We start from the raw sequence: 13532 nt of genomic DNA, 5'->3' as shown, positions 1-13532 counted from the left end.
TCCGACAGGGCGACAACCGGACACTTCTTGGCCGGGCGGCCTGAACGGACCCCTGTCGGCCACCCGTCCGGATTCATCCTGCCCGGCAATACCGGGCATTGTGCCGAATCCGTCACCGACACCCGGCGAAACGTCAAGCCCACACATCCGGAGATCCCCTCCATCTGGCGAATCCCGCCCGATTCCACCCCGGCGCGCCGCCGCTGTGATCAAGCTCGACGGCGTGTCTCTGTACGGATCACTCTTCGCGCGGCCGCTGGCGGCCCTCGGGCTCGTGTGGCTGCTCTCCGCACCCGTGCCCGCCACCGCCGACGCCTGCGCCTATGCCTCGACCGACTCGGGCGGTTCACAGATCGCGGTCGCGGTCGCCGGCGACGGCCACCTCGACGGCGACCACGACGGGAACGGCGACGACGGGAACGGCGACGGCCACGGGAACGGCAACGGTGGCGGGAACGGCAACGGTGGCGGGAAGGGCCACGGCAAGGGCAAGGGCCACGAGCACCACGGCAACGGCAAGGGCAAGGGCCACGGGCATCACCACCACCCGAACCCCTGCGACCCCGAGCCGCCCCCGCCGTGCCCGTCGCCCACGCCCACGCCGACGCCCTCCCCGACGCCGACGCCCGAGCCCCCCGAGCCGACCCCGTCCCCCAAGCCGACCCCGAAGCCGCAGCCGCCCCCACCGCCCGCGCCCGAGCCGGTTCCGCCCCGGCCCGCGCCGAAGCCGCCGGCCACCCGGCCCGCGCCCCGCCCGGAGCCGCCGTCCCCCGCGCCTCCGACCACGAGGCCCCCGGAGCCGGCGGCCGCGCCGCCTGCGCCGTCCCCGACTCCCACTGTGCGGCCCCGACCGTCGACCCCCGTGGCGCTGCCCAGCTACCGCCCGGCGACGCACACCAAGAAGCAGGGGGGCACCTCCGTCGTCACGGCGACGCTGATGATCACCGCCCCCGCCGTGCTCGCGACGGCGATCCTGCGCCCGCGCTCCAAGTGACGCGCCGTCCCCCTCATCCACCGACCCTCTGAATCCCGCCGGAGGAATCCATGTCCGAATGGCTTGTTCTCTCCCTCGCGATGGCCGCCGCCTGCGCCGTCGTGCTCACCATCGTCGTCATCAACAACCGCCGGATCACCGAGGACGACGATCCCAGCGAGACCCCGGACGTCATCGAGTACATGACGATGATGATCGGCGTGATCTACGCGATCGTCCTCGGTCTGGCCATCGCCGGCGTCTGGGAGGCCCGGGGGGCCGCCCAGGAGACCGTCCGGCAGGAGGCCCAGGCGATGCACGAGATCTCGGCGCGCGCCGAGGTGTACCCGCAGGACGTCCGCGCCGGGATCCGCGCCGACGTCGACGCGTACGTCTCGTACGTGGTGCACGACGAGTGGACGTACATGGCCGAGAAGGGCGAGCTCAGCGACGAGGGCACCGCACTCCTGGAGAAGGTGCGGCGCAGCGTCACCGACTACCGGCCGGCCAACGACTTCGAGGGGCAGGCGTACCAGCCCCTGGTGGACCAGGTGGCCCTGGCCGACGACGCCCGCGGCGCACGCGGGCAGAGCGCCGGGGAGACGATGCCGGGGGTGGTCTGGTTCGGCCTGATCATCGGTGCCCTGGTGACGGTCGGCCTCATCTTCACGCTGCAGATCCGCAGGACCGGCCGGGAGCTGCTGCTCGCCGGGCTGTTCAGCGTGCTGATCGCCTTCCTGCTGTTCCTCATCTGGGACTTCGACGCGCCGTTCGGCCGGGGCATCTCGGCGACCGCCGCGCCGTTCACCGATCTGTTCCCGCAGATCACACGGTGAGCCGACCCGTGCGAGTGGGCCGCCCGGGGGACATCGGTGCCCCATTCGCACGTCTGGGATCGCGGCTGTGGTAGTGCGCTCCTAGCGTTTCCGGCAACGAGGTGCGTGGTCCTTCGCGGGAACCCCCTTCCGCGGCTGCCCCTCGGGACCCGGAGGATTCACCATGCGCGCGATACGTGCCGCATCCACTGCCCTGCTGGGGGCGGCCGCCATCGCCCTGGCCGCCCCCGCCGCCCTCGCGGCGGACGGTGCTCCCGCCAACCCCCCGCGGGCACCCAGGGCCAAGGCACCGGGCGATTTCGTCGTGTCGCCCTCGGTCGTCGCCCCGGGCGGCCGGCTGACGCTGAGCGCCCCCGGCTGCGCCAGTACGGCGACGGCCTCGGCCGGCATCTTCGACACCGTCACCATCGCACCGGGTGCGACGGCCTCCGCCACCGTGGACGCGGACGCCAAGCGCGGCGCCGTGTACACGGTGCTCTTCAACTGCACGGGCGGCGAGCAGGACACCGTCGCCCTCACGATCAGCGGCTCCCCCACCGCCACCCCGACCATCAGCGCCACGATCCTCACTCCCCCGCGCGGGGCGCAGGGCGGTCTCGGCGGCTCGATGGCCCCCACCACCGCCGAAATCGCCGCCGGCGGGGCGCTGGCGCTCGCCGCGGCCTCGGGCGCCGTCTACGTGCTCCGCCGCCGCTCCGGCGCCGGCCGTCGTCACTGAGCGGGCGTCATGGCCCGCAGCGGTGCGCGGCGGCGTCCCCGGACGCCCGTCGTCCCCGGGTCCCTGCCGGGACTCGGGGACGACGGGCACAGCGGGCCGACCGGGAGGTTCGGCCGGTCAGACTCCTGCGCCGGTCACACGGCGGCGGCGGACGATGAAGAGACCGCCGCCGAGCGCGGCCGCGGCGACCAGCGAACCGCCGACCGCCATCTCGGTGGAGCTGGGGGCCATCGAGCCGCCGAGGCCACCCTGCGCGCCCTGGCCGGCCAGGACCCGGAACGACTGGGTGAGCGTCCGGCCGTTGCACTGGACGGCCAGGTTGTACTGGCCGGGCGTGGCGTTGTTGAAGATGCGGACGGTGACGGTGGACACCCCGTTCACGGCGGCGGGGAGCGTGGCCGTCGCGAAGGCGTTGGACGTGACCGTGCCACCGGCGCAGCCCCGGACGGTGATCGTGAGGAGCGCGCCCTGGTGGACCGCGAAGGGGGACACGGTGACGCCGTTGGAGTTGTCTCCGCCCCGCTCGGCCTGGAAAGGGCTGACGGTCACGCTGCTGGGCCCGTTGGTGGCGGTGGCGAGGGGGGCCGCGAGTCCGAGCGCCGCGAGCGCGGTCGCCGTCACCGCCAGAGTGCGTGCAGCACGCATGGTTGAACCTCCAGTGGAAGACGCCCCAAAGCGGTGCTCCGGAAGTTTCGACGAGTACGCCTTCCATGACGAACCATCACAAGCCGGTGCGAGCCGTGCATGTCGGCACTGGGCCACCCCGGTGAGGCGACACGCCGACGGCAAGCCCCTCTGAGGCGACGGAAGCGCAGGTCACAGCCTTCTGGGGTGCTTATCTGACGATTACTCGGATGGGTCAGCCGGGCTGTCACCCACCTGCCCCCGCGGGCCACTTCCGCCGGGGTCCGCCGAGGCGTGCCGCCGTACGTCCCCGCGCCGGGTCCCCGGCACCCGTCCGGCGGCGGCCCCCACCCGTTCGCACCGTCCGGCGCGACGGCCCACGCGGCCGCACTTACCGTTCTGACGACGCCGAGAAGGGAGAACCATGCCCCCGAAGGACTTCCGCGTCTTCGAGCGCAGGAGACGCCAACCCTGGGGCGTCCTGGCCCTCGCCATGCTGTCCGGACTCGCGATGATGCGCAACGGCGTGGACATCGCCCACGGGCCGCCGCAACCCGCCGCGGCGGCCCGGCCGGTGGCGCGCCCGGTCGCCCCGCCGCCCGCCGCGAGCACCGGTCTCGAACCGCTGCCCTACGCCCCGGCGTCCCGGGTCAAGATCCCGGCGATCCAGGTGGCGGCCCCCGTCATGGACGTCGGCCTGGACGCGGACGGCTGGGTCGCGGCCCCGCCCCCGGAGGACCCCAACCTCGCCGGCTGGTACCAGAACGGCATCGCGCCCGGCCAGCGCGGCACCTCCGTCATCGTCGGCCACGTGGACAACACGAAGGGCCCGGCGGTCTTCTACGGCCTGGGCTCGCTCCAGAAGGGCCAGCACATCGAGGTCGAGCGGTACGACGGCCGGGTCGCGGTCTTCGAGATCTACGGCGTCGAGGTGTACGCCAAGGACAACTTCCCCGGCGTGCAGGTGTACGCCGACAACGGCGAGCCGGAGCTGCGGGTGATCACCTGCGGCGGCGGGTACACGCGCGCGCGGGGGTACGACGGGAACGTCGTGGTCTACGCGCGCATGGTCGGCTCGCGCTAGCCGGCCCCCAGGGCGTAACGGAGGGCCCCGGCACCTGAGGTGCCGGGGCCCTTCCGCCGTACCCGGGTGGTCAGCGCCGGGGGACGGTGATGTGGTAGCCGGCGTCGAGGAGCTCGGGCAGATAGCGGCGGAGCGCGGCCACGCTCTGGGAGCGGTTGCCGCCGGCGTCGTGGGAGAGGACGACGACGCCGGGTGCGGCGCCGTCGCGGACGCGGCGGACGATGGAGTCGGTGCCGGGTTCCTTCCAGTCCAGGGTGTCGACGGTCCAGGCGAGCGGCTCCATGCCGAGCTCGGCGCCGATCTCGAAGGAGAGCCGGTTCCAGGCGCCGTAGGGCGCCCGGTACCAGAGCGGGGGCGTACCGAGGACCCGCTCGACGATCTCGCTGGTGGAGCCGAGCTCGTCGCGGATCCGGGAGGGCTTCAGCTTGGGGACGAGGGGGTGGGACCAGGTGTGGTTGCCGACGATGTGGCCGTCCGCGTCCATCTCCCGCAGGAGGTCCTGGTTCTCCACGGCCATCTCGCCGCAGACGAAGAACATCGCCCGGCAGTCGTAGCGGCGCAGGGTCTCCAGGATGCCGGGGGTGTACCGGGGGTCGGGGCCGTCGTCGAAGGTGAGCACCATCGAGCGGCCGACGCCGGACATGCTGAGGAAGGGCCGCCGCCGCACGGGCGGCATCGCGCGCCGGAAGGCCGGGGGCGCGTACGAGGTCATGGGCTGGAGCCGGTACGCGGACGGGCTCAGCCGGGCGGCGTGCGCCTGCGGGCCCGCGGCCGGGCCCGGGCGGCCCGCGCCGGACGTGCCCCGAGGGGTGGCGGCGCCGGTGGCCGCGTCGGGCGCGGCGAACCGGTCCGCCGCGAATACTCCGACCGTGGCGGTGGCCCCGAGGGCGGCGGCGAGGCGCAGCACCGCCCGGCGCGTGCTGGGCATCTGATCCTTTTTCATGACCAATGGTCCCTACGGGCGAGGGCCCGCATGGCTCAGCGACACCGGCCCCCTGTCCGAAAACACCCGATGAGCCGATAGCCTCGAAGGGTGAGCGAAGAGCAGCCCGGCCGGTTCGAGCGCGGCACCGACGGCCCGAAAGTGATCATGGCGGGGGTGGACGGCTCCACCTCCTCCCTGCGCGCCGCGGCGTACGCGGCCGGGCTCGCCCGGCGCCAGAACGCCCTGCTCGCGCTGGTGTACGTGCAGCCGGTGATCCCGGCGGGCGCGGCGCTGGGCGCACCCGTGACCGGGACGACCGAGGAGATCGCCGAGGACCTCGTCGCGGAGATCCGGGCGTCCGCGGAGCGAAGCGAGATGGGGGTCCCCCGGACGAAGTCTGGGGGAGGGTCAAGGACCTGTGGCGGATGCGGTGGGAGTTCCACACCTTCCGGGGCGACGCCTACGCGGGCCTGGTGCAGGCGGCGGAGGAGCTGACGGCGGACGCCGTGGTGGTGGGCGCCTCGGAGTCGGCGGGCCACCGCTTCATCGGCTCGGTCGCCGTCCGCCTGGTGAAGGCGGGCCGCTGGCCGGTCACCGTCGTGCCGTGACCGGCCCGGCGTACCTCTAGGGGGTGTCTGACCATTCCCGTCGGGCCCGGCCCGCCCGGCACGCACGCTCGCCGCACGGCCGAAACGCCCAAGTAGCTCCGCTACGAGGACGCCCCGGCCGCACGCCGATCGCACGCACCGGACGACCCGGCCTGATCCGACACGAATGGTCAGACACCCCCTAGTTCCCCATCACCAGGCCGTCCCTGGCGGCGCCGCGGCCGAGGACGACCTGTCGGATCGTGTCGCGGATCTCGGTCTCGCGCGCGTCCCCGCCCTCGGCCGCGCCGAGGTTCACCACCCGGCCGTGCGCGGTGTCGAACCACTGCGGGAGGAACTCCGCCTTGGTGACCTCCCAGCGCCCGCCGGGGGTCCTGGGCGGGGCGAAGGTGAAGCGGCCGATGCTGCTCATGTTGCCGCGCGCGTCGTAGGCGCCCTCGTGGTTGATCATGTCGCCGGCGATCTGGTCGCCCATGCCGTAGATGATCCAGGTCCCGTTGACCTTCTCGTAGGCCTGCGGCACATGAGCGTGGGTGCCGATCACCAGATCGATGTCCGGGCGGCCGCCGCTCTGCGAGGCGGTCAGCGCGCGGCCGAGGGAGAGCTGCCGCTCGTCGGGCTCGGTCTGCCACTCGCTGCCCCAGTGGACGCTGACCACGACGACGTCGGCGCCGGCCGCGCGGGCGGCGCGCGCGTCGGCGATGACCTTGTTCTCGTCGAGCAGGTTGACGGCCCAGGGCCGGCCTTCGGGCAGCGGATAGCCGTTGGTGTCGTAGGTGTAGGCGAGCTGGGCGACCGTGGCGCCGCCGGCCTTGAGCAGGGTGGGCCGTGCCGCCTCCTCGGCCGTACGGGCGGAGCCGGCGTGCCGCACGCCGGCCTTGTCGAGCGCGTCGAGGGTGCGGCCGAGGCCCGCCGCCCCGTCGTCGAGGGTGTGGTTGGAGGCAGTGGAGCAGGAGTCGTAGCCGGTGGCCTTGAGCGCGGCGGCGATCTCGGGAGGCGACTTGAAGGCGGGGTAGCCGGTGTAGGGCCCGCCCTCCTGTCCGTACACGGTCTCCATGTGGCAGATGGCCAGGTCGGCGCGGGAGACGAGGGGCTTGGCGCCGGAGAACATGGGGCCGAAGTCGTAGCCGGCCTCGTCGGCGTCCTCGGCGGCCCGCCTGATGATCGAGTCGTGCGGGAGGACGTCGCCGGAGGCGACGAGGGTGAAGCCGGCGGGCGCCGAAGCCCCGCCGGGGGCGGCGGACGGGGCGGAAGGGCGTCCGGACCCGGTCGTGGCCCCGGTCGTGCCCCCGGTCGTGTCCCCCGGGGTGGGGGTGCCGGCGGCCGGGCCGGTCCCGCCGGTGCAGCCGGTCGCCGCCGCGAGCAGGAGCGCGGCGAGCGCCGCCACCCCCGCGGGTCTGGTGCGTGAGGTCATGTACGGCACTCCGCCCGAATCATGTGATGAACATCTGTTCTGATGAATTGAGCTCCTGAGAAAGCCGCAGTCAAGGGTCAAGGCCGCACAGGATGACGAACCCCGCTGAAACGGACGCATCGACTCCGCGCGACCGTTCGCCGTGCCATTCGCCGCTCGGTGCGACCGTTCGTCGCAGACCGGTGTCCGCTCCCTGTCCCTCACCGTCCGAATGCGTTCGTATACGCCCCGGACGACGAGCCGCGGGAGAGGCGGGCAGCATGACGACGGCGACGACGACGACCGACGAACGGACCCTGGAGGAACTGCAGCGGGACCACGGTCCTGCCCTGCTCGCCTTCCTGCTCTCCCTGACCTACGGGGACCGGCAGCGGGCCGAGGACCTCGCCCAGGAGACCCTGGTACGGGCCTGGCTCCACCCCGAGGCCTTCGACGGCCCCTACACCTCGATGCGCCCCTGGCTCTTCACCGTGGCCCGCCGCCTCGCGATCGACGCCCGCCGCTCACGCCTCGCCCGGCCCGCCGAGATCGGCGACGGCGTCCTCGCGGTGACGCCCGACCCGGACGACGCCACCGCCTCCGCCGAGGCCGCTCTCGACGTACGGGCGGCCGTCCGGGAGCTGAGCCCCGAGCACCGCGCGGTGCTCGTCCGGCTCTACTTCCACGGCCTCACCGTCAACGAGGCCGCCGTCGAGCTCGGCATCCCCGCCGGGACCGTCAAGTCCCGCTCGCACTACGCGCTGCGGCAGCTGGGCCGCTCCCTGCCCGGCTACCGGCCGCGCCGCGCGGGCGTTGCCCGGGTCCGTGCCGGGGCCCCACAATGACGCCGTGACGCTGACACTCACCGCCGCCGAACAGGTCCTCGCCGACAACTTCGCCCCCTGGGTGCTCGATCTGGGACTGACCGTCGAGTCCGTCGACACGGTCGACGGGCACGAGGCCGTACTCCGACTCCCCTGGTCCGACCGGCTCGCCCGGGAGGGCGGCGGCCTCTCCGGCCAGGCCCTGATGGCCGCCGCCGACACCGCGACGGTGATCGCGGTCGCCTCGGCCCGGGGCGGCTTCGTGCCGATGACCACCGTCCAGCAGTCCATCAGCTTCCAGCGCGCGGTGATCGGCGCCGACGTCCTCGTACGGGCCCGGCTCACCAAGGCGGGGAAGCGGATGGCCTTCGCCGACATCACGATGACGGCCGAGGGCTCGGAGGAGACCGCGGCCCACGCGACCGCCGTCTACGCGCTCCTGGGATAGGCCTCCCGGCCTCTCCCCCGCCGCCCCTCGCGTCCCCTTCGACCCGCCTGACACCAGGAACCTCACCCGTACCGATCCGGCCGGGAAACGTATCCGAAACCACACGGGCGAGTTGAGCAAAGCGGGACCCGCGGGGGCCCTTCACGGAGGAGGCTCTCCCCCGGGCCCCTGACGTCCGGGGCCCTCCACGTCCGGGAGAAGGTGGGAGCGTTGCTGCCCGAGAGCACGAACGGCGCCGGCGGCACCAGCGGCGGCGGCCTCGCCGTCCCGATGGCCTGGCTGTGCGCCGAGTACCTGGCCGACGAGGTGCTGCGGGCCGCCGCGCTCGTGGCCCCCGGCTCCCTGGAGTACCGGGCCGGCCTCCAGGCCCTGGCCCTCACCGTCCACCTCGCCGAGGAGCCGGGCGGACCGGCCGGCGCGTGGGCCGCCTGCCGGGTCGACGAGTGGCTGCGGCACACCGCGTACGACCGGCCCTGGCCGCCCTGGGTCGAGGAACGGCTCGCCGCACGGCAGGCGAGCGGCGACGCAGGACCCGACCTGGCGCTCGCCCGGACCGCCTGGAGCCGGCTGCGGGACACCTGGATCCGCGCCGCCGACCTCGACAGCCGCACCGGCCCGGAGAGCCCCGTCGACGAGACCGAGCAGATCTGGCTCCCCGCCTGGAAGCTGGGCCTCCCGCTCGCGCACCTGTCACTGCACCTGCGCTGACCGCCCCGGCGGGCCTAGGATGCCGAAGGGTGCACTCCCGGACGGTACTTGGGCACGCGTACCGTCACCTTCATCCCCGCGCCGACCCCCGTCTCGATGACGAGGCCGTGCTCCGCCCCGTACACCTGGCGCAGCCGCTCGTCCACGTTGGACAGGCCGATGCCGGAGCCCGCCGGGTGCTCCCCGCGCAGGACGGCGCGCAGCCGCTCCGGGTCCATGCCGATGCCGTCGTCCTCGACGGTCACCACCGCCTCGGCGCCCGCGTCCCGGGCGGCGATCGTGACCCGGCAGCCCCGCTCCCGGTCCTGGAGGCCGTGCTTGACGGCGTTCTCCACGAGCGGCTGGAGGCAGAGGAACGGCAGGGTCACCGGCAGCACCTCGGGGGCGATCTGCAGGGTCACCTTCAACCGGTCGCCGAAGCGGGCCCCGGCAAGCGCCAAGTACTGCTCGATGGACCGCAGTTCATCGGCGAGCTGGGCGAACTCGCCGTGCTTGCGGAAGGAGTAGCGGGTGAAGTCGGCGAACTCCAGGAGCAGTTCCCTGGCCCGCTCCGGGTCCGTACGGACGAACGAGGCGATGGCGGCGAGGGAGTTGAAGATGAAGTGCGGGGAGATCTGGGCGCGCAGGGCGCGGATCTCGGCCTCCACGATCCGGGTGCGCGAGCGGTCCAGTTCGGCCAGCTCCAGCTGGACCGAGACCCAGCGGGCCACCTCGGTCGCGGCCCGCACGAGGACGGCCGACTCCCGCGAGCCGTAGGCGACGAGCGCGCCGAGGACCCCGTCCTCCCCGGTGAGCGGGGCGATCACCGCCCAGCGCAGCGGGCACGCCGGGTCGTCGCAGCCGCTGTGCGCGGAGCGGCTGCGGCCGGTCGCCAGCGTCTCGGCGGCCTGCTCGGGGACGTGCGCCCGGTGGTGGTCCCCGCCGGGTCCGTCCCAGGCGAGGACCGCGCCCCGGTCGGTGAGGCAGAGCGCCTCGGTGCCGAGCAGCGAGCGGAGCGTGCGGGCCGCCTTGCGCGCGGTCTCCTCGGTGAGTCCGGCGCGCAGCGGGGGCGCGGCGAGCGAGGCGGTGTGCAGGGTGTGGAAGGTGGCCCGTTCGACGGGTGTCCCGAGGTCGGGGTCGGCGGTGCGTCCGCCGCGCCGGGCGGCGAACCGGCCGAGGACGAAGCCCGCGGCGAGCAGTACGGCTCCGGCGGCGGCCGCGGCGGCGAGCGCGATGCCGCTCATCGGCGGGCCTCTCGGACGCTCATCGTCCGGCCTGTCGGACGGTCATCGTCGGGCCTCTCGGACGGTCATCGTCGGGCCTCCTGGGTCGGGACGGTGCCGGTGATCTCCTCCGGGAGGTGGAGCCGGGCGAGGATGGCGGGGGTGCCGGGCGGGATCCGGCGGGGGGTGGCGAGCGAGACGAGCACCATCGTCAGGAAGCCCAGCGGGACCGACCAGACGGCGGGCCAGGCCATCAGGGTGTGCGGCCAGCCCTCGGGGGCGAGTCCGGCCCGGGTCGCCATCACGGCCGCGAGGGCGGAGCCGCCGCCGAACAGGAGCCCGGCCATGGCGCCGGGCGGGGTGAGCCGCCGCCACCAGATCCCGAGGACGAGGAGCGGGCAGAAGGAGGAGGCGGAGACGGCGAAGGCGAGGCCGACGGCGTCGGCGACCGGGACCTTGGAGGCGACCACCCCGACGGCGAGCGGGACGGCGGTGGCGCACAGCGTCGCGAGACGGAAGTGCCGTACGCCGCGGGAGGGCAGGACGTCCTGGGTGAGGACCCCGGCGACCGACATGGTGAGCCCGGAGGCCGTGGAGAGGAAGGCGGCGAAGGCGCCCGCCGCGAGGAGCGCGCCGAGGAGGTCGCCGAGGAGACCGCCGAGGATCCGGTCCGGCAGGACGAGGACGGCGGCGTCGGCGGAACCGGTGAGGGCGAGTTCGGGGGCGTAGATCCGGCCGAGGGCTCCGTACAGGGGCGGCAGCAGGTAGAAGGCGCCGACGAGTCCGAGGACGACGAGGGTCGTGCGGCGGGCGGCGCGGCCGTGCGGGCTGGTGTAGAAGCGGACGGCGACGTGGGGCAGCCCCATGGTGCCGAGGAAGGTCGCGAGGATCAGTCCGTACGTGGCGTACAGCTGGTGCCCGTCGCGTCCCCCGGCGAGCGGCTGGGACCAGCCGAGGGGGTCGGAACCCCGGGCGGCCCGCTCGGGAAGCGCCGCCCCCGGGGCGAAGGACAGCGTGGTGCCGCCCAGGACGTGATGCGTACCGGGGGCGAGGGTGACGGCCCGTTCGGTGTACGCGACGGAGTCGACGCTGCCGGAGACGGTGACCGTGAGCGGGGCGTCGAGCCCGATCCGTACCGTGTCGGCGACCTTGACGACGGTGTGGCCGCGCAGCACGGCGGGGGCGTCGAAACGGGCCCGGGGCGCCCCGTCCCCGTACCAGGCGGCGAGCAGGAAGAGGGCGGGGACGAGCAGGGCCGTGAGCTTCAGCCAGTACTGGAAGGCCTGGACGAAGGTGATGCTGCGCATGCCGCCCGCGGCGACGGTGCCGGTGACGACGAGGGCGACGAGCAGCCCGCCGACCCAGTCGGGGGCGCCGGTGAGGATCTCCAGGGTGAGCCCGGCGCCCTGGAGCTGCGGCAGCAGGTACAGCCAGCCGATGCCGACGACGAAGAGGCTGGCGAGCCGGCGGGCCTGCGGGGATTCGAGGCGGGCCTCGGCGAAGTCGGAGAGGGTGTACGCCCCGGAGCGGCGCAGCGGGGCGGCGACGAGGACGAGCAGGACGAGGTATCCGGCGGTGTAGCCGACCGGGTACCAGAGCATCGCGGGGCCCTGGACGAGGACGAGTCCGGCGATGCCGAGGAAGGAGGCGGCGGAGAGGTACTCGCCGCTGATGGCGGCGGCGTTGAGGCCCGGCCGGACGGTCCGCGAGGCGACGTAGAAGTCGGAGGTGGTGCGGGAGATCCGCAGGCCGAGGGCGCCGATGAGGACGGTGGCGAGGACGACGGCGGTGACGGCCGCGACCGCGTAGGTCTGGTTCACGCGGAGCACTTCACCGTTCGCCGAAGCCGGTTTCGACGGAGCTGGTTTCTACGAGGCCGGTTTCGCCGAAGCCGGTTTCGACGAGGCGGTTTTCGACGAGGCCGTTTTCGACAGAGCCGGTTTCGACGAGGCCCGTTTCGCCGAAGCCGGTTTCGACGAGGCCGGTGAAGTCGCGCTCGTTGCGCTCGGCCCGGCGGACGTACCAGTGGGCGATGGCCCAGGCGACCGGGTACACGCCGAATCCGAGGGCGGCCCAGACGAGCGCCTCGGGCGCGGGCAGGGCGAGCAGCAGCGGCAGCGAGCCGACGAGCAGCGCCAGGGCTCCGAGGGCGGTGAGGGCGGCACGGAGCTGACTGCGCATCAGGGAGCGGACGTAGGTGTGCCCGAGGGTGGTCTGCTCGTCGATCTCGGAGCGGGCCGGCGGATGGGCGGGGCGCCGCCCGGCGGGGGCGGGCACGGCTCCCGGGCCGTGGGCGGAGACGTAGGTGACGGTCTCGCGCCGGGGGCGCCGCGGCGGTTGGTGCTCGGACATCGGCGTCCGCTCTCTCACGGTCGTGTGGGTCCGTGGAGTCTACGCAGCGGGATCGGGCCGCGGTAGGGGTGCGGGGATCAGCCGCCGGCCCGGCGCATCAGGAGGTCTCGCAGGTGGCGGGCGTGGCGGCGGCTGACGGCCAGGTCGGTGTCGCCGATCCGTACCGAGGTGGCGCCGGCGTCGAGCCGGAGTTCGTCGATGCGGTCGAGGGCGACAAGGTGGCTGCGGTGGATGCGGACGAAGCCCCGGGCCGCCCACCGCTCCTCCAGGGTGGAGATCGGGATGCGGACGAGGTGGCTGCCCTGGTCGGTGTGGAGGCGGGCGTAGTCGCCGTGGGCCTCGACGTACGCGATCTCGTCGACGGGGACGAAGCGGGTCACGCCGCCGAGTTCGACGGGGATCTGCTCGGGGGCCGCCGGGGCGGCGGGCGCGGCGGTGGCGTGGACGAGCTCGTGGACGCGGCGTACGGCCTCGGCGAGCCGCTCGCGGCGGACCGGCTTGAGGACGTAGTCGACCGCCTTCAGGTCGAAGGCCTGGAGCGCGAAGCCCTCGTGAGCGGTGACGAAGACGATGTGCGGGGGCCGGGCGAAGCCCGCGAGCAGCCGGGCGACGTCGAGGCCGGTCAGTCCGGGCATGTGGATGTCGAGGAAGACGACGTCGATCGCGTCGTCGCCGTCGGGTCCCGACTCCAGGGCGCGCCCGATCCTGCGCAGGGCCGCGGTCGCGTCGCCCGCGCCTTCGGCGGTGCGTACGCGGGGGTCGGCGCGCAGCAGGTAGAGCAGTTCCCCGAGGGCGGGCTCCTCGTCGTCGACGGCCAGTACGCGCAGCATGCGCGGG

The 13532-nt window shown here is 74.0% G+C and carries 13 protein-coding genes and 2 pseudogenes; 8 read left to right on the top strand and 7 right to left on the bottom strand.

The annotated features are described in order from the left end of the window. The first annotated feature begins 223 nt into the window (after positions 1-223). The 3 genes from AC07AW_RS33565 to AC07AW_RS33555 all read left to right on the top strand — a co-directional run bounded on the left by AC07AW_RS33565 (position 224) and on the right by AC07AW_RS33555 (position 2527). Positions 224-994 (top strand): hypothetical protein, encoded by a 771-nt coding sequence (locus AC07AW_RS33565; protein ID WP_478819246.1) that lies wholly within the window; start codon positions 224-226, stop codon positions 992-994. Between the two features lie 50 nt (positions 995-1044). After that, the gene (locus AC07AW_RS33560; RefSeq protein WP_478819245.1) at positions 1045-1809 is read left to right on the top strand and encodes a bestrophin-like domain; all 765 of its coding nucleotides are present in this window, start codon (positions 1045-1047) and stop codon (positions 1807-1809) included. 163 nt (positions 1810-1972) lie between these two features. After that, entirely contained in the window at positions 1973-2527 is a 555-nt protein-coding gene (locus AC07AW_RS33555; RefSeq protein WP_478819244.1) for a hypothetical protein, read from the top strand. Between the two features lie 117 nt (positions 2528-2644). Here AC07AW_RS33555 and AC07AW_RS33550 read toward each other — a convergent pair whose 3' ends face one another. After that, entirely contained in the window at positions 2645-3172 is a 528-nt protein-coding gene (locus AC07AW_RS33550) for a hypothetical protein (protein ID WP_478819243.1), read from the bottom strand. A 403-nt stretch (positions 3173-3575) separates the two neighbouring features. On the opposite strand from AC07AW_RS33550, the gene AC07AW_RS33545 reads away from it, so the two are divergent. Then, positions 3576-4235, top strand: a complete 660-nt coding sequence (locus AC07AW_RS33545) for a class F sortase (protein ID WP_478819242.1) — start codon at positions 3576-3578, stop codon at positions 4233-4235. Positions 4236-4305: 70 nt separating this feature from the next. Here AC07AW_RS33545 and AC07AW_RS33540 read toward each other — a convergent pair whose 3' ends face one another. Further along, positions 4306-5163 (bottom strand): polysaccharide deacetylase family protein, encoded by an 858-nt coding sequence (locus AC07AW_RS33540; RefSeq protein ID WP_478819241.1) that lies wholly within the window; start codon positions 5161-5163, stop codon positions 4306-4308. 105 nt (positions 5164-5268) lie between these two features. Between AC07AW_RS33540 and AC07AW_RS33535 the strand changes: the two are divergent. Next, a pseudogene (locus AC07AW_RS33535) lies at positions 5269-5768 on the top strand (universal stress protein). A 181-nt stretch (positions 5769-5949) separates the two neighbouring features. Here AC07AW_RS33535 and AC07AW_RS33530 read toward each other — a convergent pair. Next, the gene (locus AC07AW_RS33530) at positions 5950-7182 is read right to left on the bottom strand and encodes a CapA family protein (protein ID WP_478819240.1); all 1233 of its coding nucleotides are present in this window, start codon (positions 7180-7182) and stop codon (positions 5950-5952) included. A gap of 260 nt (positions 7183-7442) precedes the next feature. Between AC07AW_RS33530 and AC07AW_RS33525 the strand changes: the two genes are divergently transcribed. The 3 genes from AC07AW_RS33525 (at position 7443) to AC07AW_RS33515 (ending at position 9141) form a co-directional block, all read left to right on the top strand. Beyond that, complete coding sequence (locus AC07AW_RS33525; protein ID WP_478819239.1) at positions 7443-8006, top strand: sigma-70 family RNA polymerase sigma factor; 564 nt, start codon at positions 7443-7445, stop codon at positions 8004-8006. Between the two features lie 4 nt (positions 8007-8010). Further along, the gene (locus tag AC07AW_RS33520; protein WP_478819238.1) at positions 8011-8433 is read left to right on the top strand and encodes a PaaI family thioesterase; all 423 of its coding nucleotides are present in this window, start codon (positions 8011-8013) and stop codon (positions 8431-8433) included. A gap of 210 nt (positions 8434-8643) precedes the next feature. Next, the gene (locus tag AC07AW_RS33515; RefSeq protein WP_478819237.1) at positions 8644-9141 is read left to right on the top strand and encodes a hypothetical protein; all 498 of its coding nucleotides are present in this window, start codon (positions 8644-8646) and stop codon (positions 9139-9141) included. A 14-nt stretch (positions 9142-9155) separates the two neighbouring features. Here AC07AW_RS33515 and AC07AW_RS33510 read toward each other — a convergent pair whose 3' ends face one another. The 4 genes and pseudogenes from AC07AW_RS33510 to AC07AW_RS33495 form a co-directional block, all read right to left on the bottom strand. Then, on the bottom strand, positions 9156-10364 hold the full coding sequence (locus tag AC07AW_RS33510; protein ID WP_478819236.1) for a histidine kinase: 1209 nt from the start codon (positions 10362-10364) through the stop codon (positions 9156-9158). A gap of 65 nt (positions 10365-10429) precedes the next feature. After that, positions 10430-12163: a sodium/solute symporter gene (locus tag AC07AW_RS33505; RefSeq protein ID WP_478819235.1), complete on the bottom strand. Its 1734-nt coding sequence runs from the start codon at positions 12161-12163 to the stop codon at positions 10430-10432. A gap of 151 nt (positions 12164-12314) precedes the next feature. Then, positions 12315-12695 (bottom strand): annotated as a pseudogene (locus AC07AW_RS33500) (hypothetical protein); the annotation flags it as partial. A 77-nt stretch (positions 12696-12772) separates the two neighbouring features. Next, the gene (locus AC07AW_RS33495) at positions 12773-13525 is read right to left on the bottom strand and encodes a LytR/AlgR family response regulator transcription factor (RefSeq protein WP_478819234.1); all 753 of its coding nucleotides are present in this window, start codon (positions 13523-13525) and stop codon (positions 12773-12775) included. Positions 13526-13532 lie beyond the last annotated feature (7 nt).

It is taken from the genome of Streptomyces sp. NPDC044003, from assembly GCF_056435185.1.
Note: the sequence above shows the minus strand (reverse complement) of the source record. Positions and strands in the feature narration are given on the sequence as shown.

Excerpts from the sequence above, each read along its gene's own strand:
- AC07AW_RS33560 (WP_478819245.1), top strand. The coding sequence starts at position 1,045 with ATGTCCGAATGGCTTGTTCTCTCCCTCGCGATGGCCGCCGCCTGCGCC.
- AC07AW_RS33555 (WP_478819244.1), top strand. The coding sequence starts at position 1,973 with ATGCGCGCGATACGTGCCGCATCCACTGCCCTGCTGGGGGCGGCCGCC.
- AC07AW_RS33550 (WP_478819243.1), bottom strand. The coding sequence starts at position 3,172 with ATGCGTGCTGCACGCACTCTGGCGGTGACGGCGACCGCGCTCGCGGCG.
- AC07AW_RS33545 (WP_478819242.1), top strand. The coding sequence starts at position 3,576 with ATGCCCCCGAAGGACTTCCGCGTCTTCGAGCGCAGGAGACGCCAACCC.
- AC07AW_RS33540 (WP_478819241.1), bottom strand. The coding sequence starts at position 5,163 with ATGCCCAGCACGCGCCGGGCGGTGCTGCGCCTCGCCGCCGCCCTCGGG.
- AC07AW_RS33530 (WP_478819240.1), bottom strand. The coding sequence starts at position 7,182 with ATGACCTCACGCACCAGACCCGCGGGGGTGGCGGCGCTCGCCGCGCTC.
- AC07AW_RS33525 (WP_478819239.1), top strand. The coding sequence starts at position 7,443 with ATGACGACGGCGACGACGACGACCGACGAACGGACCCTGGAGGAACTG.
- AC07AW_RS33510 (WP_478819236.1), bottom strand. The coding sequence starts at position 10,364 with ATGAGCGGCATCGCGCTCGCCGCCGCGGCCGCCGCCGGAGCCGTACTG.
- AC07AW_RS33495 (WP_478819234.1), bottom strand. The coding sequence starts at position 13,525 with ATGCTGCGCGTACTGGCCGTCGACGACGAGGAGCCCGCCCTCGGGGAA.